Origin of the sequence: Thermomicrobium sp. 4228-Ro, assembly GCF_026241205.1 — a bacterium.
Lineage (GTDB): Bacteria > Chloroflexota > Chloroflexia > Thermomicrobiales > Thermomicrobiaceae > Thermomicrobium.
On sequence record NZ_JAPFQM010000001.1, the window covers coordinates 1,383,656 to 1,407,984 of the forward strand.

General features: G+C 65.8%; 20 protein-coding genes, 2 tRNA genes and 1 pseudogene. 15 read left to right on the forward strand and 8 right to left on the reverse strand.

The window, feature by feature from the left end; genetic code table 11:
* Positions 1 to 47: 47 nt before the first annotated feature.
* Positions 48 to 1,547 carry an aldehyde dehydrogenase family protein gene (locus OO015_RS06605; protein WP_265940442.1) on the reverse strand — a complete coding sequence of 500 codons (1,500 nt, stop codon included), beginning with the start codon at positions 1,545 to 1,547 and terminating at the stop codon, positions 48 to 50.
* A 120-nt stretch (positions 1,548 to 1,667) separates the two neighbouring features.
* Here OO015_RS06605 and OO015_RS06610 point away from each other — a divergent pair, with 120 nt between their 5' ends.
* The gene (locus OO015_RS06610) at positions 1,668 to 2,174 is read left to right on the forward strand and encodes an SH3 domain-containing protein (protein ID WP_265940443.1); all 507 of its coding nucleotides are present in this window, start codon (positions 1,668 to 1,670) and stop codon (positions 2,172 to 2,174) included.
* Between the two features lie 51 nt (positions 2,175 to 2,225).
* A complete protein-coding gene (locus OO015_RS06615) occupies positions 2,226 to 3,254 on the forward strand; it encodes a prephenate dehydrogenase (RefSeq protein ID WP_265940444.1) in 1,029 nt (342 codons plus the stop codon).
* Here the strand turns inward: OO015_RS06615 and OO015_RS06620 are convergent.
* Positions 3,251 to 3,733, reverse strand: coding sequence for a hypothetical protein (locus OO015_RS06620; protein ID WP_265940445.1), 483 nt, complete (start codon positions 3,731 to 3,733; stop codon positions 3,251 to 3,253). The genes OO015_RS06615 and OO015_RS06620 overlap by 4 nt on opposite strands.
* Before the next feature lie 163 nt (positions 3,734 to 3,896).
* On the opposite strand from OO015_RS06620, the gene OO015_RS06625 reads away from it, so the two are divergent.
* Genes OO015_RS06625 through OO015_RS06635 form a run of 3 tightly spaced genes read left to right on the forward strand, consistent with a single transcriptional unit; the run spans position 3,897 to position 6,537 of the window.
* On the forward strand, positions 3,897 to 4,928 hold the full coding sequence (locus tag OO015_RS06625; RefSeq protein WP_265940446.1) for a ThiF family adenylyltransferase: 1,032 nt from the start codon (positions 3,897 to 3,899) through the stop codon (positions 4,926 to 4,928).
* A 5-nt stretch (positions 4,929 to 4,933) separates the two neighbouring features.
* The gene (locus OO015_RS06630) at positions 4,934 to 6,094 is read left to right on the forward strand and encodes an aminotransferase class V-fold PLP-dependent enzyme (protein WP_265940447.1); all 1,161 of its coding nucleotides are present in this window, start codon (positions 4,934 to 4,936) and stop codon (positions 6,092 to 6,094) included.
* Between the two features lie 11 nt (positions 6,095 to 6,105).
* Positions 6,106 to 6,537 (forward strand): hypothetical protein, encoded by a 432-nt coding sequence (locus OO015_RS06635; RefSeq protein WP_265940448.1) that lies wholly within the window; start codon positions 6,106 to 6,108, stop codon positions 6,535 to 6,537.
* 234 nt (positions 6,538 to 6,771) lie between these two features.
* Here OO015_RS06635 and OO015_RS06640 read toward each other — a convergent pair whose 3' ends face one another.
* From OO015_RS06640 to OO015_RS06660, 5 genes are all read right to left on the reverse strand, one after another.
* The gene (locus OO015_RS06640; protein WP_265940449.1) at positions 6,772 to 8,421 is read right to left on the reverse strand and encodes an ABC transporter ATP-binding protein; all 1,650 of its coding nucleotides are present in this window, start codon (positions 8,419 to 8,421) and stop codon (positions 6,772 to 6,774) included.
* Positions 8,418 to 9,410 (reverse strand): hypothetical protein, encoded by a 993-nt coding sequence (locus tag OO015_RS06645; protein WP_265940450.1) that lies wholly within the window; start codon positions 9,408 to 9,410, stop codon positions 8,418 to 8,420. The genes OO015_RS06640 and OO015_RS06645 overlap by 4 nt, the downstream gene beginning before the upstream one ends.
* Positions 9,407 to 10,297 carry a hypothetical protein gene (locus tag OO015_RS06650; protein ID WP_265940451.1) on the reverse strand — a complete coding sequence of 297 codons (891 nt, stop codon included), beginning with the start codon at positions 10,295 to 10,297 and terminating at the stop codon, positions 9,407 to 9,409. The genes OO015_RS06645 and OO015_RS06650 overlap by 4 nt, the downstream gene beginning before the upstream one ends.
* On the reverse strand, positions 10,294 to 11,799 hold the full coding sequence (locus OO015_RS06655; protein ID WP_265940452.1) for a prenyltransferase/squalene oxidase repeat-containing protein: 1,506 nt from the start codon (positions 11,797 to 11,799) through the stop codon (positions 10,294 to 10,296). The genes OO015_RS06650 and OO015_RS06655 overlap by 4 nt, the downstream gene beginning before the upstream one ends.
* Before the next feature lie 487 nt (positions 11,800 to 12,286).
* Positions 12,287 to 13,573 (reverse strand): hydroxyacid-oxoacid transhydrogenase, encoded by a 1,287-nt coding sequence (locus OO015_RS06660; protein ID WP_265940453.1) that lies wholly within the window; start codon positions 13,571 to 13,573, stop codon positions 12,287 to 12,289.
* Positions 13,574 to 13,701: 128 nt separating this feature from the next.
* On the opposite strand from OO015_RS06660, the gene rlmD reads away from it, so the two are divergent.
* From rlmD to OO015_RS06680, 4 genes are all read left to right on the forward strand, one after another.
* Entirely contained in the window at positions 13,702 to 14,910 is a 1,209-nt protein-coding gene (rlmD, locus tag OO015_RS06665; RefSeq protein WP_265940454.1) for a 23S rRNA (uracil(1939)-C(5))-methyltransferase RlmD, read from the forward strand.
* Positions 14,911 to 14,913: 3 nt separating this feature from the next.
* On the forward strand, positions 14,914 to 15,570 hold the full coding sequence (locus OO015_RS06670; protein WP_265940455.1) for a Maf family protein: 657 nt from the start codon (positions 14,914 to 14,916) through the stop codon (positions 15,568 to 15,570).
* A gap of 95 nt (positions 15,571 to 15,665) precedes the next feature.
* Positions 15,666 to 15,749 (forward strand) — tRNA-Ser (locus OO015_RS06675).
* Between the two features lie 17 nt (positions 15,750 to 15,766).
* Positions 15,767 to 15,860, forward strand: a tRNA-Ser gene (locus OO015_RS06680).
* Positions 15,861 to 16,065: 205 nt separating this feature from the next.
* Here the strand turns inward: OO015_RS06680 and OO015_RS06685 are convergent.
* A complete protein-coding gene (locus tag OO015_RS06685; RefSeq protein WP_265940456.1) occupies positions 16,066 to 16,377 on the reverse strand; it encodes a hypothetical protein in 312 nt (103 codons plus the stop codon).
* A gap of 380 nt (positions 16,378 to 16,757) precedes the next feature.
* Here OO015_RS06685 and cas6 point away from each other — a divergent pair, with 380 nt between their 5' ends.
* The 6 genes and pseudogenes from cas6 to cas4 form a co-directional block, all read left to right on the forward strand.
* On the forward strand, positions 16,758 to 17,582 hold the full coding sequence (gene cas6 / locus OO015_RS06690; protein WP_265940457.1) for a CRISPR-associated endoribonuclease Cas6: 825 nt from the start codon (positions 16,758 to 16,760) through the stop codon (positions 17,580 to 17,582).
* Positions 17,579 to 19,672, forward strand: a complete 2,094-nt coding sequence (locus OO015_RS06695; RefSeq protein WP_265940458.1) for a TM1802 family CRISPR-associated protein — start codon at positions 17,579 to 17,581, stop codon at positions 19,670 to 19,672. Before cas6 ends, OO015_RS06695 begins: the two co-directional genes overlap by 4 nt.
* Before the next feature lie 42 nt (positions 19,673 to 19,714).
* A complete protein-coding gene (gene cas7b / locus OO015_RS06700) occupies positions 19,715 to 20,695 on the forward strand; it encodes a type I-B CRISPR-associated protein Cas7/Csh2 (RefSeq protein ID WP_265940459.1) in 981 nt (326 codons plus the stop codon).
* Positions 20,696 to 20,701: 6 nt separating this feature from the next.
* The gene (cas5, locus tag OO015_RS06705; protein ID WP_265940460.1) at positions 20,702 to 21,445 is read left to right on the forward strand and encodes a CRISPR-associated protein Cas5; all 744 of its coding nucleotides are present in this window, start codon (positions 20,702 to 20,704) and stop codon (positions 21,443 to 21,445) included.
* Complete coding sequence (locus OO015_RS06710) at positions 21,427 to 23,841, forward strand: CRISPR-associated endonuclease Cas3'' (protein ID WP_265940461.1); 2,415 nt, start codon at positions 21,427 to 21,429, stop codon at positions 23,839 to 23,841. The genes cas5 and OO015_RS06710 overlap by 19 nt, the downstream gene beginning before the upstream one ends.
* Positions 23,817 to 24,323: pseudogene (cas4, locus tag OO015_RS14200) on the forward strand (CRISPR-associated protein Cas4); the annotation flags it as partial. The gene OO015_RS06710 and the pseudogene cas4, both read left to right, overlap by 25 nt.
* Positions 24,324 to 24,329: the final 6 nt, after the last annotated feature.

A 24,329-nucleotide genomic window follows, 5' to 3' on the forward strand; every position in this document is an offset into this window, starting at 1 on the left:
GCGCCGCGGGAGTGTCCCGCGGCGCCTCACCGACGCGCACGATACCCTCAGTCGCCCACCGTTATCTGCTCGACGTCGATCTGGGCGCGCTGTAAGCGCCCGCTGTAGTCGATGAAGATCGATTGCCACTCGGTAAAGACGTCGAGTGCCGCCTGACCGGCCTCGCGGTGACCGTTCCCGGTCGCCTTCGTACCGCCGAACGGGAGGTGGATCTCCGCCCCGATCGTCCCGGCATTCACGTAGAAGATGCCGGTGTGGACGTCCTCGATCGCCCGGAACGCCTTGTTGATGTCGCGCGTGAAGATCGAGGCCGATAGGCCGTAGCGGACGCCGTTGCATACCTCGATCGCTTCCTCGAGACTCCGGACGCGAATGAGTGCGGTGACGGGCCCGAAGATTTCCTCCTGGGCGATGCGCATATCCGGTCGTACGTCGATGAAGACGGTCGGCTGGTGGAAGTGACCGCGTGACAGTTCCCCCTCGCGGGCGATCTGCCCGCCGGTGAGGATCTGCGCACCCTCCTGCGCGCCGATTTCGACGTAGCGGTGGACTCGCTCGAGCTGGCTCTCGCTGACCAGCGGACCGACGTCGGTCGAGGGATCGAGGCCGTTGCCGAGCTTGAGTCGGCTGACCCGGGCATCCAGCTGGTCGGCCAACTCGCGGAAGACTGCCTCGTGGACGATAACGCGACTGGCTGCCGTGCAACGCTGGCCGGACGTGCCGAAGGCACTCCAAACGATCCCATCGAGCGCGAGCTTGAGGTCGGCATCGTCCATCACGATGATCGCGTTCTTCCCACCCATCTCGAGCGAGACGCGCTTGCCGAGCCGGGCGCACTCGACAGCCACCTGCTGGCCCACCTCGTTCGAGCCGGTGAAGGAGATGAGCGCGACATCAGGGTGCTGGACGAGCGCGGTTCCGACCGTATCGCCGGTACCGAGGACGAGGTTGAGCACTCCGGGCGGAAGGCCGGCTTCCTCGAAGAGCTGCACGAGCCTGACGGCCGAGCGGGCCGTATAACTGGCTGGCTTGAAGACGACCGTGTTCCCGCAGAGAAGGGCCGGCATGATCTTCCAGGCTGGGATCGCCAGCGGGAAGTTCCACGGGGTGATGAGCCCGACCACACCGAGTGGTCGCCGCTGCGTCATGTTCCATTTGTGCGGCAGCTCGGACGGGGTCGTTTGTCCCCAGAGGCGCCGTCCCTCTCCTGCCATGTAGAAGGTCATGTCGATCGCTTCCTGGACGTCCCCGCGGGCCTCGGTCAGGACTTTCCCCATCTCCTCGGTCATCTCGCGGGCGAGCTGTTCTTTCCGCTCGACGAGGAGTTGGCCGACGCGGTAGAGGATCTCGCCTCGCTTGGGCGCCGGCAGCTTGCGCCAGCGGTCGAAGGCCGCCTTGGCTGCCTCGACAGCGGCGGCGACGTCCTCCGGGCCGCTCTTGGCGTAGACGCCGATGAGTTCGCCCGTCGCTGGATTCCGCCGCTCGTAGGTGGCCCCGCTCTTGGCATCGACCCATTTGCCACCGATGTAATTCTTGAAGTCCGCCATCGCTGGCTCCTTTCGGTCGTCTCTGCGCACCAGGTTCGGCACGAGTCTACCGCACCCTGGGCTATACTGCGCTGCGGAATCGGGCGGTCAACTGCCTCGACCAGTGGGTGGAGCAGAGCGGTGGTCGATCAGGAACTTTCGGCACGTCTCCGGCAGCGGTCACGCCAATCGGGGATCTGGCTCGGTCTGGCGATGGGGCTCGCGATCTTCATCGCGCTGGCTGGTTTCATCTGGTTGTATGCGCGCCTCGCACCGATCTTTTCGGATTTTGTTTCGCGATTACCGGCGACGCCGACGGTGGAAGTGACCGTCACGGCCGGAGCGTCCCCGGTCGCGGAACTCGGTGCGAGCGCAGTGACGCCGTCACCGGTCACCACGCCGAAACCGAAGCCAGCTGCGACGCCGACGTGGCAACCGACTCACCGAGTGGCGCAGGGGGCGCCCGTCAACTTGCGGGGCGGGCCAGGGACACAGTATCCGATCGTCGACACTCTCGAACCAGGCACCGAGCTGCGCTTCCTCGGTGAGCAGGAACAGGTAGGAAGCGCGACCTGGCTCCACGTCGAGCTCCGTGACGGGCGTGACGGTTGGATCCGCACCGTCGATCTCGAACTGATCCGGCCTTGAGGTCGCTGTGGTACGATTGACAGAAAGTGCGAACATGCCAGGAGGCAGGTAATGCAACGAGTGACGATCGTCGGCTTAGGGCTGATCGGGGCGTCGATCGGCCTGGGGCTGCGCAAGTGGGCGAATGAGCAGGGACAGCGGAGTAGCCTCGAGGTGGTGGGGTTCGATATCGAGCTGCTTCACCAGAACGAAGCGAAGCGGATCAAGGCGGTCGACCGCACGACGTGGAGCCTGGCGGAAGCGCTGCGTGACGCCGATCTGATCATCGTCGCCACGCCGCCTTCGGCGGTGCCCGAGGTGTTCGACGCGATCGCCGACTATGCGCCCGACGGGGCGATCGTCACCGATACCTGCAGCACCAAGGCAGCTGTCCTGCGCTGGGCAGCCGAGCGGTTGCCGCCGCGGGTGCACTTCGTCGGCGGGCATCCGATGGCTGGGAAGACGCAGAGTATCGAAGGGGCCGATGCGGACCTCTTCCGCGGCGCCATTTGGGTGGTGACACCGTCGCTCACTGCCAGTCGGGAAGCGATCGAGACGGTACTCGGACTGGTGCAGTTGCTCGGTGCCGAGCCGCGCTTCCTCGACCCTGCTGAACACGATTCCTACGTCGCCGCAGTCAGTCATGTGCCGTTTTTGCTCTCCGTCGCGCTCATGCGCGTGACGAGCCGCGATGTTGCCTGGCGCGAGATGGGCCCGCTGGCTGCGGGTGGTTTCCGCGATACGACCCGACTCGCTGCCGGAAGCCCGAGGATGTACCGGGACATCTGCGCGACGAACGGGGAGGCGATCGTCCGCTGGCTCGATGCGACGATCGCTGAACTCCAGGATCTGCGGACACTTGTCGCCGAGGGCTCGGAGGCGGCTCTGGGACGGTTACAGGAGCGGTTCGAGCAGGCACGCGATACCCGGCTGGAGTGGGCAACGCAGGAGCGCCGTCCCGGCGAGCTGCAGCACGACGCGTCCAGCGAGTTGAGCCAACTTTCGGTTGGGCAGCATCTCCAGCAACTCTTCCTCGGTGGGCTGATGAGTCGCCGACGGCCTCGGCTGCGAGACGACGGGAAGTCGAGCGAAAAGCGCTAGGGCAGGATCCGCCACTCGTCCGGGAGGCGGTACGAGTAGAGGATGCGCGTCGGTTCGCCGCCCCGGCGAATGCGGCCGCGATCTTGGCGCAAGAGTTCCCCATAACGATTGACCAGTTGAACGATCCGGCGTGCCTCGAGGTTGTAGAGGACGAGACCCACGCCGACTGGCTGCAGGCTGAGGGTACGCGTCAACTCGTCGAGGACACGGAAGGGCGGCAGTCGTTCCGGTTCGACCGTGCGAGCCACGGTCTGGAACGCTGCGGTATTCTCGGGCGTATTGTGCTCGTCGAAGACAGCCAGCCCGGCCCGGACGCTCGCAACGAAGTCGGTATCGTACGGTGCGGCATACTCGAGCAACTCTTTCACCGTGCGCGGGTTTCGACTGCAGGCGGCAGTCAGCATCTTGATCGCGTGGCCAGGTCCGAGAAAACTCACGGTCCCGTCGCGATCGACGACAGTCAAGCGAACCGTAGCCACGAGTCACTCCTGTTCGGCAAGTGCGCGTCGGTCGGATAGCGCTTCCCGATCGCTCACCATCGGCGAGAACTCGGCATGGTCGTCATCGTTCCGGGAAGCGGGCGCCTTGGGGCGCACCGGTCGGCAACTGTACCATATATGGCGAGAGGGCGGGGTCCACGCGATGACCAGCGAGGAGCAACGAGGGCGCCATCACCGGCAGATCCTCCTTCCTTCGATCGGCACGGCTGGACAAGAGCGGTTGCGCAAAGGGCGTGTCTGTCTCCTCGGTGTGGGCGCGCTGGGGAGCCAGGTGGCTGCGCTGCTCGTTCGTGCTGGGGTCGGGTTCCTGCGCCTGGTCGACCGCGACGTGGTCGAGTGGACGAACCTGCAGCGGCAGGTCCTGTACGAGGAGGCCGACGTCGAAGCCGGGCTACCCAAGGTGGTGGCAGCAGCCCGTGCGCTGGCGCGGATCGACCACTCGGTGCGGATCGAGCCGGTCGTGCAGGACGTCGACGCGTCCTCGATCCGCGCGCTCATCGAGGACGTGGACGTCGTGGTCGATGGAAGCGACAACTTCGAGCTCCGGTATCTTCTGAACGACGCAGCCTTGGAACTCGGCAAACCGTGGGTCTACGGCGGTGCCGTCGGCACGCAGGGAACCACGTTGACAGTCGTGCCAGGCGAAGCGGCCTGCCTCCGTTGTATCTTCCCCGATCCGCCGCCACCCGGTGTCGCTCCGACCTGCGACACTGCTGGCGTGCTCGGACCGGTCGTAGCAGTCATCGGTGCACTGCAGGCGAGCGAGGTGATCAAGCTGCTCGTCGGTGACCGGGCAAGCCTCAACCGGTCGCTCCTGTCCCTCGACCTCTGGTCGCTGGAAATCGCCCGGATCCCAGTGACCCGGCGTGTGGATTGTCCCGCCTGTGGCCGTGGCGAGCGTGCATTCTTGCAGGCGACGGCGCCGAGTCGGACAGTCCAACTGTGCGGGCGGGACGCCGTGCAAGTCTCCGTCTACCCGCGACCGGAGCTCGATCTCACGGAACTGGCCGCACGACTCGCGCCGCTCGGCGCGGTGCAGCATAACCCATACCTGATACGATTCATCGTGGACGGTTATGAATTGACCGTCTTCCGTGACGGACGGGCGATCGTCCGCGGGACGACCGATCCTGCCGTCGCTCGAACGCTCTACGCGCGATACGTCGGGATGTGAGCCTGGTGGTGAGCTACTTCGACAACGCGACGACGAGCTGGCCAAAGCCGGAGCCGGTGTTGCGGACGCTCGGTCGCTTCCTGGAGGATGCGAGTGGCGTTCCGCGGCGGCCGAGCCATCGTCTCGCCGTCTCGACCTGGGAGGCGATCGAGCGGACGCGCGAGCGACTGGCAGCGCTCTTCGGTCTGGCTGACGCGCGGCGAGTGATTTTCACGGCGAGCGGGACAGACGCGCTCAACCTGGCGATCAAAGGGTTGCTGGGCTCGGGTGATCATGCGGTGACGACTGCGCTCGAGCACGCGGCAGTACGGCGTCCCTTGCGCGCGCTGGAGGTCGTCGGCGTCACCACCACGGTGGTCCGGGTCGGGCCATCCGGGATCGTGGACCCGGACGATGTGCGGCGGGCGCTGCGTCCGAATACGCGTCTGGTCGTGGTGAGTCATGCCTCGAACGTGACTGGAGCCGTCCAGCCGGTTCGGGAGATCGCCGAGCTGGCGCACGCGCACGGTGCTCTCGTCCTCGTCGACGCAGGACAGACTGCCGGAGCCCTTCCGTTCACGCTCGATGACCTCGAGGCGGACCTCGTCGCGCTGAGCGGACACAAGTGGCTGTTCGGTCCACCGGGAACCGGTGCGCTTATTCTCGGCCCGCGCGTTGAGCTCTCGGAACTGACGCCGCTTCGGGAGGGCGCGACCGCGAGCGACTACCCGGAGATCATCCAACCTTGGTCGTTGCCGGAACGATACGAAGCCGGCACAGTGAATACACCAGGGATCGCCGCGCTCGGTGCCGCACTCGAATGGCGTGCCTGTCTGGGTGCCGAGACGCTGCGTGAGCGCTTGCGCCAACTGACCGACCGACTGACGAGCGGTCTCGCGCATATCCCCGGCGTGGAGATCGTTGGCCAGGCGAGCGAGCGGGCACCGCTCGTTTCCTGCGTGGTGCAGGGCTGGCGGCCAGCCGATTTCGGTGCGATGCTGGAGAGTGGTTACGGTATCCTGTGCGGTGCCGGGCTCCACGGTGCAGCGGAAGCGTGTCGCGCTCTCGGGGCGTTCCCGCACGGGACGGTGCGGTTCTCGCCCGGCTGGAGCACGAGCGACGAAGAAGTCGACCACCTGCTCGCGGCGGTGGCTGAACTCGTGCGAGCACCCGGCCGCGCGGACTGAGGAGGGCGACCATGCCGCAGGAGCGTCGTCCGTCGCGCCTCGAAGAGCAAATCCTCGAGATCCTGGAGAAGGCGGAACGCGAACCGCGCTGGCGACGTCTGCTGCGCCAGCTGCGTCGGCCTCGCGTGCGGATGCCTCGGCCAGGACGGCGGTGGCCGCGTCTGGAGCTGCCGCGCGATACCGCTCTGCTCGCTGCAGCGTTTTTGATCGCGCTGCTCGCCTTACTGATGCGGGACTGGTCGCGTACGCTGGCACTCTTCCTCGCGATCCTGAGTCTTCTAGCCTTCTTTACCCCAGTTGCGCGGCAGTTGGTCGCTGGCGATCGCTGGACTCCCGACCGGCCGCGCCGCTGGCGCGGTCGCGATATCGACTTGCCACCGCCGCGACGCGGTCTCTCCGGCTGGATTCGCTATCAGTGGTGGCGCCTGCGCAATCGTCGGTAACCGTATCCGGCGGGCACCGCCAGAGTGAGCGCTCCGAATCGGCACGCTGTTTTCCTGGCGAGCGCTGCGGGTCGATACGGTCGGATCGAGCCAGCATCGTCTGCTAGGCATGCTGGGGTGCCTACCCGAAGCCACCGGTTACGGTTCCAGCGGCATGGATGGGTGCGGCGTGTCTCGCTTCCTCTCAGGGAACGAGAGGTGCCCTTCTCGCCCGCCAGCGAGGTCAGACGAGCGTCATCGCCCGGGCGTGAGCTCCGGGTGGTGTGTGGTTCCACCGTGCTTGGGTCGAGCGCGTTCGGCACTGAGGGCGCGTGCGACATCCGCGATGCTGCGGAACGCGGGGCCGAAAATCCGGCTGACGAGCGGTGCGTAGGCGAACGTCTCTCCGAGTACGCGTTCCGGCACCCCATCCGCGACGATCCGCCCGTCGGCGAGCAGAAGGACGCGGTCGGCGACGAGAGCGGCGAAATCGACGTCGTGGGTAGTGACGATGACGGCAGCGCCATCCTCGGCTCGTCGTCGGAGTTCGGCTGCGAGCCGTTCCTTGTGCCGGAAGCCGAGTCCGCGCGTCGGTTCGTCGAGCAGGATCAACCTGGGCTGGCCGACCAGCGCGACAGCGAGCGCGGCACGTTGCCGTTCCCCACTGCTGAGGTCAGCCGGGTGACGCTCGAGAAGGCAAGCGAGATCGAGCGCCTCGAGTAAGGCGTGTGCATCTGCCTGCTTTGCGCCGCGGAGTCGCTGGACCGCTGTCAAGTCGTCGACGAGGCGAGCTCCCAGCAGCAACGCGGCCGGAAACTGCGGGACGTAGGCGACCACGCGGCGGATCTCCGGCTCCAGGCGGCGCCCTGCTGGCCGACCGAGCAGTCGCACCTGACCACGCTCGATCGCTTGCAGACCGAGCGCGACACGGAGGAGCGTCGTCTTACCGGCGCCGTTCCGTCCGACGATCGCTGTCACCTGTCCACTGGCGAACGCGACGCTGATATCGTCCAACACCCGGCGTTCACCCAGGCGGCAGGTCACTCGTTCGAGCTCGACCACCGGCTCGCCGCACGCCCACCCAGTCGGTCGGCCCAGCGGTGCGGACGGCAGGGGGCCGAGACGTCGCTTGGCCTCGGCCACGCTGAGCGCCGGTGGTGTCCAGCCGAACAGTTCACTGAGCTGCACCAGGAGCGGTGGTTCGGGAAGGTGCACGACCGTTTCGGAGGGTGTGCCGTCATGCATCATCCTCCCGCCTTCGAGGACAGTGACACGCGTCGCGCTGGCGAGCAGCCGGTCGAGCCGGTGCTCGCTGACGAGCACGGTGATTCCGAGCTCATCGACGAGACGCCGCAGTACTTCGACCAGCGAGTCAGCCGTCCAGGGGTCGAGCTGCGAGGTGGGCTCGTCGAGGACGAGTACCCGGGGGCGCAGCGCCAGTGCTGCTGCGAGAACGACCCGCTGGCGCTCGCCGCCGGAGAGCGTTTCGATCGGCCGGTCGCGCAGATGGGCGATGCCGAGGAGGTCGAACGCCTCTTCGACGCGAGCCGCGATCGTTCCTGGCGGGAAGCCGAGATTTTCCAGCGCGAAGGCGACCTCGTCGCGGACTCGATCGAGGAGCACCTGCGTTTCCGGTTCCTGCCCGATGTAGCCGACGAGGTCGGCGAGTGCGCTGGGACGATACTGGCGCGTATCGCGTCCCGCGACGACGACCTGTCCACCGAACCACCCGCCGTAGAAGTGCGGAACCAGCCCGACCAGGCTCCGCAGGAACGTCGATTTGCCCGAGCCGCTCCGACCAGCGAGCACGACGAACTCGCCAGGCCCGACGCTCCAGCTCGGAATCTCGAGGGCTGACGAGGATCCGGTAGGGTAGCGGTACCGCAGACACGAGACCTCGATCATCGCCGGCCTCTTCCGAGTGCGAGCGCTGGCACGACCAGCGCGAGGTACGCCAGGCCGCTCACGGGAGCGAAGCCGGGCCAGCGGAGCGTCGGATACGGTGAGTAGGCTAGATCGCTGGTGGGTAGGCCGAGGCTGAGCACGAAACAGCCACCAGCGAGCAGCAAGCAGGCAGCGACGATGGAGGCCGGTCGCGGCCAGGGAAGTATCCGGATACCGTGCCAGGCTCGTCGTGCGCTGCGTGTACTGGCGGCCGCGAGGCAGGCGAGTGCGGCGAGGAAAATGAACCCAGATCCGGTGATGGTTGCCCCAACAGCGAGGAATCCTGCGACGAGCAGGAGCAGCGAGCCGAGCGGTCTGCCGCGCTGGCCGGACTGCCGTGCACTGAACCCACGTACCTCGAGCACTTCAGCCAGGGCCAGGCTGTAGTCCATCCCGCGGTAGAGCACGGCCGGTACGACGGTGCGCAGGACGGTCAATGCGCCGCGCTGGCCGCTGAGTCGGACGATGTCGACGGTATCGCGCGCTGCTGCTGCGAACGATGGAAGCACGTTCAGCGCGATCGCGAGGGTGAGGGCGAGTGTCCGTTGGTGCGGTGGCACCAGGCGCAAGACTTCATGCCGATCGAGTACTGCATGGAGGATGCTCAAGCCGAAGAGCACGCACGTGAGGGCCGCGCCGGTCAGCGCACCGTACAACACCGCGTTCCAGGTGATCGGCCCGCCGATGACCGGCCACGCTGGCAAGCGGACGATGACCCGGTCACCGACATGAGCGAGTAGAGCGTTGACGACAGTACTCCAGGGCAGCAGGAAGGCACTGGCGAGGAGCGGAAGCCGCGGCGCTGGCCGGCCGAGCGGCCGTACGGCATCGACGGCGATCCAGACGGCTGTCAACGCTAGCCCGGCGATCGCGAGATAGAAGGGGTTACGCGTGAGCGAGACGCTCGTGGCCAAAAGCGCTGCCCACAGCAACCAGAGGACGCTGTTCATGCTCGCCGACCTCGCAACCGGGTCACCAGCACGACGAGCACGACGATGCCCGCCAGCCCGACGAAGGCCACTCCTGTCCAGGGTGGGCCGGAGCTGCTCGAAGTCGGTTCGCGTGCGACGGTCGGACTGGGCGTCGGCGCTGTGGCAGCGGTCGGTGTCGCAGACGGGAAGACGGACGGAACGGCCGAAGCCATGGGTCGAGCGGTCGGTGAGGGAGCCGCCTGAGGTGCCGGTGTTGCGGTCACCGTGGCCTCGTGCGCGGGAACCTCGACCGACGGTGTCGGAGGCACGGTCGGGCTCGGTGGGAGCGGCGATGGCGCGGCGCTCGTCGCAGGCGTGGTCGGTGTCGGCGGCGGTGTCGGCGTGGGCGTCGGTGAGGGGGATGGATTCCGGTCGACTCCGTGGGCGCGAGCGATCTCGTCGATGGTGAGCGTGGGAAGGCCGCTTTCTCCTGCCGTCCACGACCAGCCGTCCACATCACCGTCGCGGACGATCCGGCTCGACGCACCGACGGGGTGGAGCACCCAGCGCCCGTCCGGCGTCAGTCCATAGTAGTGCCAGAAAGAGGCCGGTTGACTCTTCGCCTGGCAGAAACAGTCCTCGGCTGGGCACCCTTCGCCGGCGATGGCACAGACCGCCAGGCCCAATCCACCGAACGGGGCGACAGTGATGGGAATGCCGGATCGCTCGAGGAGTTCGATCCCGGTGATCGCTGGCTCGCCGAACTCGACATAGGCCGTCACGATACGCCCGTCCCCGAAGCGGATCACGAGCCCCGCCCCGTTCGGTCGCTCGGCTCCGGCCGGACTGCTGCTCGCGCCCGCCAGGGTGACGAGCGCGAGCAGCAGCAGGAGCCACAGCCGGAGCCAGCGGGAGCGTCGGCTCACGAGCCAGCCTCGACGACCTCAGCACCGAGCCGGGTCAGCAGAACATCGAACCGGTCGGGCCACGCACCGGGATGCCATTCGAAGCGAGCCCGCTCGAAGTACTGCACCGCCATCCCGTCCTCGACGAACTCCTCGCTCAGTGGGTAACCGAAGACGGCGAGCCCGCCGAAGCGCTCCCAGTAGGCCCGGAAGCCGGCGCAGAGGTTGTGTTGCGTCTCCGGGAAGTAGACGCAGTCGCTCGCCTGGCTCGGCTCGGCCGGCGCGAACGGCTGGCTCGGTTCCGTCGGCAGGCGTTCGGCACCCAGCCGGCCGAGGAGCACGACTTCGCTGCCGTCTGCCAGGCGATGCAGCTCGAAGCGGACGCGTTCGGTGTACTGGACGACCAGGCCGAGGTGCGGATCGTAGAACGCGCGCGTCAGCGGATAGCCGAAGTTCGGCAGTCCACCCAGCTGCTCCCAGGTCTCGAGGAAGGCGCCGCAGAGGCTTTGCCCGGTCTCCGGGAACGAGCGACAACCAGGCTCCTCGATGGCCCAGGGCTCGCGGGCTGCTGCCAGCGGATCGACGACCGCGCGGAGCGGGAACGGCTGGCGCGCCAGGGCCGGGATCGCCTGCACGGTCGCGAAGAGGTTGTCGTCCGGGGCGTCGTCGCGCCAGCGGAGCGCGCCAGAGGGATTCGCGAACCGTGCGAGGGCATCGAGGGCAAAACGCCAGTCTACTGACTGCGGCTCCTCACCGACTGCGAGCAGGGCCTGTACCACGAGTGCTGTCGAGTTCGCGTCACCGACGAGCGGATCGGCTGGCTGGTAGGCGAAAGCACCATCCGGTGCCTGCACGCTGCGGAGATACTGGAGGGCTCGGGCGACCGCCGGATGGTCAGCATACCCGAGCGCAGCGAGTGCCTGCACGACGAGCGCCGTCGTGTTCGAGTCTCCCGCGCCGGGTTCCGTGCTGCCGTCCCAGGCCCAGCTCCCGTCGCTCGCCTGGCGAGCCAGCACGGCCTGGACTGCCGCTTCGGGAACGTTGACACCGGCAGCAGCGAGTGCGAGGAGCGCGTAGGCGTTGCTGAACAGCTGCTGGTCGTAGAGACCGGTCTGGCGGTCGTAGGCCTGCTCGAGGCGCGCGACCAGGTCGACGCCTCCGAACGCGCGTGGGTTACGCCCGCTCGCCACCGCCGCCAGGGCGAGCTTGGCCGCGCCGCCGGGCTTTTGGCCGTAGCTGTTCGCGGCCGATGCCAGGTACGCGACCGGACTCGTTCCGTGCTCCGGATGCGGCTGTGCCGGGTCGAGTCCAGCCGCAGCCAGCGCGAGCACCGCATCGACCGTCATACCGGGGTCGCTTTCGCCGCTGAACCCGGCGAAGCCTCCGTCCGGTCGCTGCTGTGTGACCAGCCATGCGGTCGCGTTGGCCAGTGCACGGGCTACATCGAGCTGGTGCGCCGAGACCCCGGCAACCGGCACCAGCGCGAGCACGAGAACGACGAACCATGCGAGCGCACGAGGCATGCTCGACCCTCCCCCTCTTCCGAGGTCGGCAAAACTCCGAACCGCACTCGTCATGACTGGGAAAACGAGAACAGCCCGCGCGGGGCGGGCTGCCGGTGGCTCACTGTGTCGAGGCACAGCGGATCACTGGCGTCCTCCCCTCCTTGGCTCGAGGCGGGTCGGACACGGCGGCGACGGTAGACCTGGCTTCGCCGCGCCGTGCGGCGCGACGTCACAGTTGCGGCACAGCCCCGGACTTTCACCGGTGTTCCCCCGTGTGGACGAGCGGATCGCGCTCTGGCGATCGCGCTCGCACTCGCCGCCGTCTCGCACATCCTGTCAAGGTGCACCCGGTGGCCGATCGGCCACCCACATTGTCGGTATCACCACCCCGGCTGTCAAGAGCAGAGAAGCTCCGGCGTCGACCCGACCGGCGGAGCTGTCCCAGAGCGCTGCGGAGTCACCCTCCTCGCGATCCGGTTGCCAGCGCGGTGGGGTGCCGGGTTCCTCACCAGTAGCGCATCGCCTGCTGGAAGATCGCACGCAGTGCCCGCTCGTCGACCGGGCGCGGACTGTTGACCAGGATCCGCTGCTGGGCCAGCGTCCCTTCGACGAGCGCCGGGATATCGCGTTCGCTGAACCCCAACGCTTCCAGCCCGCTGGGAAGGCCGAGATCGCGCATGAGCTGGAGCAGCCCTTCCGCGACCGCCTCCGCGGCTTCCCGGAGCGGCATACCGCTCGTGTCGATACCGAGCATCGCCGCGACTTCGGCGTGCCGCTCCGGCCAGGCGGCTGCTGTCCAGCGCAACGCAGCGGGTGCACCGACGATGACGGCGAGGCCGTGCGGGATCAAGGGCTCGTCGACCTCGTAGTCCGGTGGGAAGTAGTCGCGCACCATCCCGGCGATCGGATAGGACATCGCGTGCGGGACATGCACGCCCGCGTTGCCGAAACCGATACCGGCCGTCAGGCTCGCCATGGCCATGAAGGTGCGGGCCTCGAGATCGAGCGGGTGGAAGAAGGCGCGACGCAGGTACGTGGCGCCCCAGCGGATCGCTTGAGCGCTCCACAGGTCAGCGATCGGGTTAGCGCCGATATAGGCCGGTCGCTCGGCTGGGCTGGCTGGACGGGGCCGGACCTGGTACGGCTTGGCCGTATACGACTCGATGGCATGGCAGAGCACGTCGAGTCCGGCGAACGCGGTGACCATCGGTGGGCAGGTCACCGTATTCAGCGGGTCGACGATCGCCATGGTCGGCCGGATGAAGCGATGCGAGATGCCCGTCTTGAGTCGCTGGTCCAACAGCTCCAGCGCGATCACCGCCGTCGTCTCGCTCCCGGTTCCCGCTGTCGTCGGCAGCGCGATGTGCGGCTTCAGCGGGCCGGGAACCGGCATCCCGCGGCCGACCGGCTTGTTGATGTAGTCGAAGAGATCGGCTGGATAGGTCGTGAAGAGGTTCATCGCCTTGGCGGTATCGATCGTGCTCCCGCCACCGAGCGAGACGTACGCGTCCGGCTGGACGCGCTGGGCGAAGGCGATTGCGTCGCGGAGCGAGCGATCGGTCGGCTCGACGTGCACCTGGTCGAAGGTGATGACCTCCGCACCGGCGTCGGCGACGAGGCGCTCGACGCGCTCGACCAGCCCGTGGGGGCGGAGTGCCCGGTCAGCGACGAGGAGGACTCGCCGGGCACCGAGCCGTTCGAGCTCGAACGGCAGCTCGCTGGTGGCATCGGGACCGAACCGGAACGGGACGAGGTCCATCGCGATGACCGTTTGCGTCAACCAGCCACTCATCGTCGGCCATCCTCTCGTCTACCGGCTGAGCTGACCGATACTCGGCGCTTCCCTTCACCGCTGTCAAGGGGGAACGGACTGGTTGGTGCTCAGACCGATTCCCTACACTATCGAGTCAGGAGGATGCGATGGCCGGGACGATGCCGGAACCACGCACGGTGCGAACGATCGAACTCCATCTCGAAGACATGGCGCATCACGGGGCGGCGATCGGCCGCGAGGACGGACGCGTCGTCTTCGCCGAGTACGGGATTCCGGGAGAAGACGTCGTCGTCGCCATCGAGCGCGACCGCAAGGACCACTCGCTGGGTCGGGTGGTCGACGTGCGCACTCCCTCTCCGGAACGAGTCGATCCACCCTGCCCGTACTTCGGCGTCTGTGGCGGGTGCCAGTGGCAGCACATCCGGTACGAGCACCAGCTCCTCCTCAAGCAGCACGTCGTGCGCCAGCAACTCCGGCGGATCGGGAAGTTCGATGATCCGCCGGTCTCGCCGACCATACCCTCGCCGGACCAGTTCGGCTACCGGAACCATGCGCGCTTTTCGGTGGACGGGAAAGGGAATCTCGGCTACATCTCGCGGCCGGGGCATGGGTATCGGTTCATCCGCATCGACCGCTGCCTCATCATGCATCCGAAGATCAACGAAGTCCTGGGGCGACTCCAGGGTAAGGCCTTCGTCAAGCACCAGCTCATGGTGCGCTACGGGATCAACACCGGTGAGCTCCTCGTCCATCCGGACGTGAGTGCGATCGACCCCGAAATCCCCTCGGGCCAGCGCTTCTACCATGAGGCCTTGCTCGGGCACCGCTTCCGCATTTCGGCCTCGTCCTTCTTCCAGACGAATACCGGCGTGGCTGAGCGGCTGGTGCAGCTCGTCCTCGAGCGGATCGCGCCGACCGGGCGCGAGGTGGTCGTCGATGCCTATGCGGGAGTCGGCACCTTCGCTGCCTTCCTCGCGCCGCATGTGGCACGAGTGATCGGCATCGAGGAAGCGCCATCGGCTGTCGACGATGCGCGCGTCAACCTCGACCAGTTCGACAACGTCGAGTACGTGCTGGCCAAGGTGGAGCAGGTACTCGCGAAACTGGCGGTGCGGCCGGATGTCGTCATCCTCGATCCGCCGCGCGTCGGTTGCGCGCCGGAAGCGATCGCGGGGGTGTTATTGTTGCGGCCGCCGCGCATCGTCTACGTCTCCTGCGATCCGGCGACCCTGGCCCGCGACCTGCGCAAGCTGGTCGATGGTGGCTACCGGCTGCTCGACGTGACGCCGCTCGACATGTTCCCGCAGACCTACCATATCGAGTCGGTCGCCACGCTGGAACTGGCCGTGGAGTGAGCGGTGACACTGGTGCTCGCCTCGGCGTCACCGCGACGACGTGAGCTGCTCGGGGCTTTGGGGGTACCGTTCGCGGTCGATCCAGCCGAGATCGAGGAGCCGGTGCCCGAGCGGCACCCGCATCCCGAGCGCATCGCCCGGATGCTGGCGCGCCACAAGGCACGGACGGTGGCAGCCAGGCGACCGGCCGACTGGGTGCTGGCTGCCGATACCGTGGTCGTCCTGCGTGGGCGGCTCCTCGGCAAGCCGGAGACACCGGAGGAGGCGCGGGCGATGCTCCGCGCGCTCCGCGGGCGCTGGCACCGCGTCATCACCGGGGTCGCGGTGGCGCATGGGAGGCCCCTCTTCGTCGACCACGCGTTGACCTGGGTGCGGATGCGCGAGTACAGCGACGCCGATATCGAGGCGAGCATCGCGCGCGGTGTCCCGTTCGACAAGGCGGGTGGCTATGCGATCCAGGATCCCGACCTGCGGCCGGTCGCGGCCTGGCGTGGCTGCTACTGCAACGTGGTCGGCCTTTCGATCTGGCTCACCTGGCGGCTTCTCCGGCGCAGCGGGTGCGTGCTACCGCGCCCGGCCGAACTGCCGATGGCCTGCCGAACCTGCCCGCTGGCGCCGAGCGCAGCCGTGGAACAGGCGACCGAACCGGCGCCCGCGTGAGCCTGGCAGTGGCTCGAAAGATCGCGGTTCTGGTATACTCTCACAGCGAGCCTCACGCTCGAGCGGAACCGCGTGGCTGCTCGGGTGTGCTGTGCGGAGAGGTGGCCGAGTGGTCGAAGGCAGCCGTCTTGAAAACGGCAGGGCGATGAGCCCCGGGGGTTCGAATCCCTCCCTCTCCGCCCGGGCTGTCGGGTACGGGAAGGTGCCTGAGAGGTCGAAAGGGGTCGCCTGCTAAGCGATTGGGGCGGCTTAAACCGCCCCCGTGGGTTCGAATCCCACCCTTCCCGCCAGCACCGGTTCCGGGGGGGCAACCCGGAACCAGAACGCCCCCGCCGGCGACACGGCCAGCGGGGGCGATCGGCTACACTACCATCGCCGGGTCAGCTCGCCCCTGACCTGGCCGTGTCCCGGCGCTGCACCACCAGCGGCCGGGACGTCTCTTCCCTCGTTCTGTGCACCGTAGCGGCTCGAGTGCGGTAGAAATCGGGCCAGCAGTCAACCGTCCGGACGATGGAAAACGGGGGCTGGTGAGAGCGCTCTCACCAGCCCCTGGCCACGCTCAGAAGGGGTGACGTCCCGCTTCCAACTGGCCTCGTCGATACCCGTCGGGATAGGCCCGAGCCGGGCGTCCCGCTCGGCCAGCTGCCGCTCCAGCCAACGCTGGCGGGCATGCGATCGCGGTGGGGTAACGGGCGTCGCCACTGGCCGAGCGAACGGCTCGTCGAGCAGGTCGAGGGACTCGGCCGCCTTGGGGAACGACTGGACCGCCGCTGCAGCGTCGGTGCGACCACGGTGCCGTATTGCCACTATCGAAGCGGGACTTGCTCGTGCGCGACCAGGAGCGGTGCGCTGTGCCGCGACGGCTCGCTGAACCAGGTAAATTCGGCTGGGCTCGGCCAGCCGATGTGCGAGGCGAGAGCCACGGGCCTGAAGTCCGCGGTCGTGTGCCCCCATCATGCGCCGCGATTCGCATATGGTGCTGTGCCGTGTTCCTGGCGACCGAGGAATCGCGCTGCGCTCGTGAGCCATCCGCTTCGTCTCCTCGGCCCACGGGAATACCTCTATTCCCGTCGTCCGACGATGATGGGAGTAGGGAACCGGATCGCTGACCCTTGACGCGTGTCGAGCGGATGACTATCGTTGAGCGAACTGGTTTCCGATACGGATACGAGCGGGCAGGGGGCTGTGTGCGGCTGGAAATACGGCTGGAACCGGAGCGCCTGGGGATACTGCCGCTCCACTACCGCGAAGCGCTCCAGGCGGTCATCTACCGGCACCTTCCGAAGGAGATCGGGGAACCGCTGCATGACGGTCACTACTGGCCGAGCGAACGGCCGCTCAAGCTGTTCGTCTTCTCGCAGCTGCATGGTGGGGTCCGCTATCGGCCAGGCGAGGGGGTGGAAGTGACCGGGCCGGTCTGGTTCCGCTTCGCCTCGCCGGACCGGACGCTGGCGCTGGGTCTCGCCGCAGGGCTGCTCCAGTTCGGGCGGGTGCGCATCGCGTCGCTCGACTTCGCGGTGCGGGAGATCGCGACGCTGGCGGTGCCGGAGGTCGGCACGGAGGTCGTCGTGCAGGCGCTGTCGCCGATCACGGTCTACCGGACGCTCGAGGTCGAGGGGAAGCGTCGGACGCAGTACTACAACCCCCTCAACGAGGAGTTCGGGGAACTGGTGGCGGCCAACCTGGAGCGCAAAGCGCGGGCGCTCGGTCTCGTACCGGAGGTGGAGGCGACTGCTGCCTCGGCAGGTTCCGAAGCCGGGCCGGATGCCGGGATGACGCAGCGCGGCCCGCTGCTGCGGGTGCGACCGCTCGGAGTCCATCCGCGGGCGAAACGGTTGGAGCGCTACAAAGGGACGTGGATCGAGGGGTGGGTCGGGCGGTACCGGCTGGAAGGCCCGCCGGAACTCTTGCGGCTGGCTCTGGAGGCCGGCCTCGGCGCCAAGAACAGCCAGGGATTCGGGTACGTGGTGGAAGCAGATCTACGGCGAACGCGAGAGGCTGGTGCTGGATGATTCGAAGCCTGCATGCGTTGGGTCGGCACATCCGAAAGGCGCTCGGCGATGATCCGTCGGCGATCGTCGAGCAGCTCGCCTTGACCAGTGCCGACGAGGAAGCGGCAAACGGCACCGAAGTGGGCTCGGGACGCGAAGCTCGGCAAGAATACCTCGGCGTTTTGGACATCTGTCCTGCCTACGGGCTTTTGAGGCATCGCCTCGAAGAAGTGAGTACAGATACGCTGCGACGCTATCTGTGGCTTCAGCTCATGAAGTTCTCGCCTGGTGGTGACGTGCGGGATGTTACAGTGCGGGATCCGAAATACCTTCTCGGGCCAGTCTTCGCCGGCCTCGCGCCCCGGCAATTGGGCTTAGCTCCAACACAACACGAGGCGCTTGACGAATTAGCTCCTGTACTGGAACCGGTGCTCGGGCGTATCCGGGATTTCGGTGGAAGTCGGCGCGACCGCTATGTTGTCGATCTCAGCGGGCTGCGAGTCGAGCCAGCAGTGCACGGCGACTATTCCGGACAGTATCTCAGTGTGCGCGGTGGGGCTCTCGACATCGCATGGGAAAAGCTGGGAGAGGTCGAAGCGAAAAAGCGGACTGAGGTGCTCGCGAAAGAGCTTCGCGAGATACTCGGATGGAAGCGGGGTGTCCGCTACGTGACCTTGAGCATCGAGGGACGGCTGATCACCCAGGAGCCGGCCTACCGGCGGTTCGTCCTTTCGATACTCGTCGACGAGCCGTTTAAAGATGCCGCAGTGGGAACGTGCCACCTGTGCGGCACGCAGACTGAAGTGACGACGAATTTCGTGCCGATGCGTATCAAGGTCTACATCAACGACAAGAGAAGCTTCGCTGGTCGATTGCTTCCTGAAGGGTTTTTGGAGCGGTATAGCCTCTGCAGGGAGTGCTATACCGATCTTCTCTTGGCCGATCGTCTGCTGGAGCAGGAGTTGGAGTCGCGCCTGTTGCAGACTCCAGTATTCCTCGTTCCGGATTTCGTGAGCGAGCCGACTGGCGGGCTCGACGAAGTACGACGCCGCCTCCAGCGCATTCGGCAAGAGTCGACGGAGCTGGCCCGGCTCCGTGCGCTGCGCAGAACGCCCGAGGATATCGCCCAGGCAGCGCAGGAGCGCGCTGGCCTGTACGCCGCGTTGACGTTGCTGTTCCATGAAAAGCAGAACATGGCAGTGAAGATTCGCGAAGTGATCGCCGAAGTTCCTCCATCCCGTATTCAGGAGGTCATCCGCGCCATCAATGTCGTGAATGACGCAGCAGAGGGTGGCGGCTGGGCTGCACCTTTCGTCCTGCGCGACCAAAGGAGCTGGTTCGCTGGGCTCGATGACCTCCTCGATACGCTGCCGCTGCGGCGTAGTGAGGGTGCACCTGTCGTCCGTCCAGCGTTGACGCTCGCTCGACAGCTCCTGCAACGGGAGCCGATCGACCTCGCGGCCCTCCACGCCGATTTCCTGGAGGGGGCGCGTGCGATCGTGAGTCGGCATGTCGGCTATTGGGTCGTACCCCGTGAGTGGGAGCAACGAACCCCGAGTCCTGACCGGGTCGATTGGACGCTGCGTCAGTTCATCGGGCGGACACTCGCGTTGCGGCTGATCGCACGGCACGTCGGTTGTGTTGACCTTGGAGGTGCTCGAGTGGAGATGGTAATTCCCGATCTCTACCGGAACGCGATGCTCGGTCTCGAACTCGACGAGCAAGAACAGAGTCTCTTCTTGCTCGGCATCCTGGTTGCTCGAGTCGCTTCGGAACAATATCGAAGCGATCAGTCCGGAACGAAGCCGATCCTGGAGAAGCTCAACTACACCGGTATGTCGTTGCCACGTGTCACGGTGTTCGCAACCGAGTTGTTCGACAAACTGCGCCAGTACCGACTCCTGAGTGGACCAGGAGCCGCGGAGAACGAACTGCTCTATGCCGAGGCCTTGCAGCGCCTCACCCGGCACCGGGGCCGCTGGCGACTGAGCGATGCCGAGAATGTCTATTTCATCCTCGCGGGCTACTCCTACGAGACCGGTCGCATCATTCAAGCAGGAAAGGAGAAAAGGGCACAAGCACAAGAACCAGTAGAAGAACTCTCGCGCTGACGTACTGTCGGTGAGGTAGTTGATGTGAAGGGGGAAGAAACGATGACGAACGAGATCCGCAATGCGGAGATTCTGTTCATCTACGACGCGAAGCTCACCAATCCCAATGGTGACCCGGACGACGAAAATCGGCCACGCATGGATCCCTTCACTCGCCGTGCCCTGGTGAGTGACGTGCGCTTGAAGCGGTATCTCCGGGATTACTGGATCGATCGTGGTTACGATGTGTGGGTACGTACCCGGGAAGACGGGAGTCATGTCGACGCGACCACGCGAGAACAGGACCTGCGAAAGATTTACGAGCACGAGACAGGCCAGCAGCAGCGACAGAAGGGTGGCACGCGAAGCGACGAGGAGTATCGACAGTGGTTTCTCAGCCGCCTCGTCGATGTCCGGCTTTTCGGTGCCACGTTGCCGATCAAGGGTGGTGACGGGGGCCGAGGACTGTCCGAGCAATACACGGGGCCGGTCCAGTTCAACTGGGGATACTCCTTGCATCCGGTCGAACTCAATCCATCGAACAGCATCACTTCCACCTTCGCTGGGCGTGGCGGTGAGAAGGGCGAATACGGGACGATCGGCAAGGACTGGCGCCTCCTCTATGCGTTGATCGCGTTCTGGGGGCACGTGGCGGCACAGCGTGCTCGACTCACCGGGATGACTGCTTCCGATTTGGACTTGCTGGAAGACGGTCTCTTGCACGCTCTTGCCAGCGAAGCGACGACCCGGAGCAAGATCGGTCAGACGCCGCGTCTGTACTTGCGCGTCGACTGGAAAGACCGGACACCGTCGTTCGGTGACCCGCGTGACGGATTGCGTCTCCTTCCGGTACAGGAAGATCTCCCGGTGGAGCGCTGGCGCAGCATCGAAGAATTCGTCCTCGATCTCCAGCCGCTGGTCGAGCGTCTCGCACGGTACCGCCAGCAGATCGCAGCGATCCGCTACTGGCGGCATGACGAGTTGAACCTCCGTGGTGAGGATGCCTTGCTCGAGCTACCGAATGTCACACGCATCGCGGGATGATGAACGATGAACGAAGTCGTGCTGTGCGATCTCCGTGGGAAGTTCGGACACTTTCGGCGATTCTATACCAACTCTTCGTCACTCAGCTACCCTATCCCGCCGCCGACCGTGGTGCGTGGCATCGTGGGGGCAGCCCTCGGGCTCGAACGCCACGAGTATCCGGATCGACTCGCCGATTTGCGGATCGGTATCGGCGTCCGCCAGCCGCTGCGAATGATGATGCAGACGGTCAACGCGCTGAAGGTAAAAGGCACCAGCGAGAGAGACCTCCGTGGTTTCGAGGGCCGGACACAGATCCCGACCCAAATGGTGCTTCCCGATACTCGGCAAGAGGACTGGGACAGCACAGCACTCTGCTATCGGCTCGTCCTCGTTCCGCCGGCCTGGCTCTCCGCGCAGGAATTGGCCGCAGCGCTGCAGGCTCCCGTCTATCCCCCGGCGCTCGGGGTTGCGTACTGTCTCGCCTGGTTCGAAGCGGTCGAGATTCGAGAAGGAACTCTCGGTGCGGATGACCCGGAACTCGCTGACTATCATGGGGCACTCGAGGCAGCGGCGATCGTCGAATTTGCCCTCGACGATCGCGTTCGCCGGAAGCTCTCGCGTGACCGCTATCCGTTGCGGCTGGACAGTGGCCGGAGACTCGTCGCGGCGACCGATCTGATCGTCGATCTCCTGGGAAACCCGATCCGTTGTCGGTATCGTGGCGCCTGGGTCCAGCTGGGGAGCGAGCGGTGGGCAGTGATCGGTTGACGAGTGCGGGATACTGGCTCGCTGGGCATGGCGAGCAGCTCGTCGAGCATCTTCGGGCCGTTGCTCAGCTGGCATGCTCGTACGCTCCGCGGGAGCTTGCCGAACTGGCGGAGCTGGCGGGGCTGGTGCACGACCTCGGTAAGGCCACACCATTTTTCCAGAAGCGCCTGGCAGATCCACAGTATCAGGCAGCTGAAGCGAATCACTCGTACATCGGTGCACTGTTCGGCGCTTGGGTCGCACGGCAGCGAGAGTTGGACGCACTGGTCGTCTTCCTCGCGGTGGCTCGCCATCACGGAGCGTTACGCTCACCCTGGGAACTCTTACCGAACCCGCAAGATATCGATCCGCCCGATTTCTTCGAGGTTGACCGACAGGGTTTGCGACGAACGCTGCGTGCGCTCCCGAAGCAATTGGAGGCGGTTCGGGAAAGCTGGCCGGTATTGTGTCCGGCTCTCGGGCTGCCGGATCCCGCACCGTTCTGTGACGGTGAGATCTGGTCCACGCTTCGGAGTTTGGCGGAGGAAGCAGCGCGTCTGAGCTATCTGAACCTTTCGGCTCTCGAGGATGCTTCCTTGCGGCACCGTTACTGGATGACGAATATCGTGTTCTCCTGCCTCATCGACGCGGATAAGAAGTTGGCTGCTGGCTATCGTCCACCCCCACGGGAACCGCTCGCCCCAGATCTCGTCAGACGCTATCTCGCCGAACACGTTTCCTCGAGCGGGACACTCCAGCCGTTTCGCACACAACTCTTCGAGACGGTCGACCGGCATGTAAGTACCTGGCCTCTTGCCGCACTCTACCCGGCTCAGCTGACACTGACCGCGCCCACTGGTGCTGGCAAGACGCTGACGGCGCTGCACGCAGCGTTGACGATACGCGGGAGAGTGGAAGCGGAAACCGGTCGAAGACTGCGGATCATCTACGCTTTACCCTATATCAACCTCATCGAGCAAACGGACGGTGTTCTCCGTGCTGTCCTACAGCATGCCGATATCGAGCCGGACCGCGTGCTTCTCGATCATCACCACCTGGCACCACTCAGTTCACGCTCGACTGCCCCTGTCACCACGGCACAGGGGCCGAGGGGCGCGAGAATCGTGCCGGACGAAGAAGACATCGAGGTGGACGATGCCCTTCTCCTCGCAGAATCGTGGGACGCCGAAATAGTCCTCACGACCTTCGTGCAGGTCTTCCATACCCTCGTCGGATATCAGAACCGAGCGCTGAAGAAGCTCCATACCCTCGCGGAGGGATCCATCCTGATCTTAGATGAAGTTCAGGTACTCGACGCACATTATTGGCCACTCCTGCGCGCACTTCTTGCCGATCTGCCACGTTGGAACGTTACCGTGATCCTGATGACCGCGACACAACCCCGGCTCGCGGAGCCAGGGCAGGCACGCGAACTCGTTGACCCGCCGCTCCAGGGCTATCCGAGCCGTGTGCTCGTCCGCCCAGCTGCCCCACGGTCCGTGCCGGAACTGGCCGAGGCTCTGGCGCTCGCTCGCGACCGGAGTCAGCTCATCGTCGTCAACAGTGTGCGCGTCTCGCTCGAACTCTACCGAGCACTCGAGCCCTATGACCCGCCCTTCCTGTTCTACTTGTCCACCAATATCACGCCTCGCGACCGCGCATGCCGTTTGTCCGAGATTCGGCAACTCCTGGATGCTCGCCAACCTGTGTTGCTCGTGAGCACACAAGTTGTCGAAGCAGGGGTCGACGTTGACTTTGCCACCGGTTGGCGCGAGTGGGGCCCGCTCGAGAGTCTCCTGCAAGTCGCTGGCCGCATCAACCGGAACGCGAACCGTGATCTCGCCACGCTCGAACTCGTGGCGCTTGCTGAAGGGCAGGGAGAGCGAGTCTATGGCCGGATTCTGTTGGACGCTGCCCGCGAATCGATCGATGGACCCCGCCGGGATATCGAGCTCATGCAGATCCTACAGGAATATTTCGCCAGAATCGAACGGCGCATCAGTCAGGCGCATGCCGAGAGCTTGCTCGCTGCATTACCGCGTCTCGACTACGATCGCTCGAACGTGGACTGCAAGAAGCGTACCGATTCCATTCCTGTCAGCTGTTTTCGGTTGATCGAAGAACTGCCCTCGTTGAGTATCGTGGTCGAGCAAGACGAGGGTGCCACCCGAGCCATCGCTGATCTTCGTCGAGCGTTGGAAGTGAAGGACCCGCACGAGCGGCGATTCGCGGTTCGCCGGGCATACCGGAGTCTCGAGGCCTATACCATCACACCGCTCTTGCAGCGTGCGGTCGGCAATCTTCCGCCTCCGCTGCTCTACGGACGTGAGGACTTGCGATTGATCTCGCGTGATCAGTTGCCGTCGTTCTACGACGAGAAGACAGGGTTCAAATGGGACCTGAACCAGTTTCTGTGACCGGTACGCTTATTTGGTATGTCGCAATCTGCCGTCGCCAGGCCTGGCTCATGGGACATAACATCGAGCCATACCGTGACCACGAGCTGCTGGCGCTGGGGCGCTTGCTCGCCGAATCCGCCTATCCGCGCGAGCGCAAGGAACTGGCGTTACCCGGTATGAAGGTCGATGTCCTCCGACGGCGTCCCGCCGATGCCGACGAGGACGAAGCACTGGTGATCGGCGAGGTCAAGCGTTCGCCGCGTGCCCAGCATGCCCAGCGCCTCCAGCTCGGCTATTATCTCCTGCGACTCCGCGAGGCCGGTCTCCACGTCCGTGGGGAACTCCGCTATCCCGAGCAGCGTCGCGTCGAACCGGTCGAACTCACCCCCGAACTCGAAGCCGCTGTCCGTCAGGCCATCCAGGAAGTCCAGGAGCTCCTCGCCCTCCCGCAACCACCACCGCCGGTTCGGATTCCCGCCTGCACGCACTGCGCCTATTACGACTTC

What these genes read in the sequence shown, in the direction of transcription:
- OO015_RS06605 (WP_265940442.1), bottom strand. Translation starts at nt 1,547, where the DNA reads ATGGCGGACTTCAAGAATTACATCGGTGGCAAATGGGTCGATGCCAAG.
- OO015_RS06655 (WP_265940452.1), bottom strand. Translation starts at nt 11,799, where the DNA reads ATGCCTCGTGCGCTCGCATGGTTCGTCGTTCTCGTGCTCGCGCTGGTG.
- OO015_RS06645 (WP_265940450.1), bottom strand. Translation starts at nt 9,410, where the DNA reads ATGAACAGCGTCCTCTGGTTGCTGTGGGCAGCGCTTTTGGCCACGAGC.
- cas7b (WP_265940459.1), top strand. Translation starts at nt 19,715, where the DNA reads ATGACGAACGAGATCCGCAATGCGGAGATTCTGTTCATCTACGACGCG.
- cas5 (WP_265940460.1), top strand. Translation starts at nt 20,702, where the DNA reads ATGAACGAAGTCGTGCTGTGCGATCTCCGTGGGAAGTTCGGACACTTT.
- OO015_RS06625 (WP_265940446.1), top strand. Translation starts at nt 3,897, where the DNA reads ATGACCAGCGAGGAGCAACGAGGGCGCCATCACCGGCAGATCCTCCTT.
- OO015_RS06695 (WP_265940458.1), top strand. Translation starts at nt 17,579, where the DNA reads ATGATTCGAAGCCTGCATGCGTTGGGTCGGCACATCCGAAAGGCGCTC.
- OO015_RS06660 (WP_265940453.1), bottom strand. Translation starts at nt 13,573, where the DNA reads ATGAGTGGCTGGTTGACGCAAACGGTCATCGCGATGGACCTCGTCCCG.
- OO015_RS06615 (WP_265940444.1), top strand. Translation starts at nt 2,226, where the DNA reads ATGCAACGAGTGACGATCGTCGGCTTAGGGCTGATCGGGGCGTCGATC.
- rlmD (WP_265940454.1), top strand. Translation starts at nt 13,702, where the DNA reads ATGGCCGGGACGATGCCGGAACCACGCACGGTGCGAACGATCGAACTC.
- OO015_RS06640 (WP_265940449.1), bottom strand. Translation starts at nt 8,421, where the DNA reads ATGATCGAGGTCTCGTGTCTGCGGTACCGCTACCCTACCGGATCCTCG.
- OO015_RS06635 (WP_265940448.1), top strand. Translation starts at nt 6,106, where the DNA reads ATGCCGCAGGAGCGTCGTCCGTCGCGCCTCGAAGAGCAAATCCTCGAG.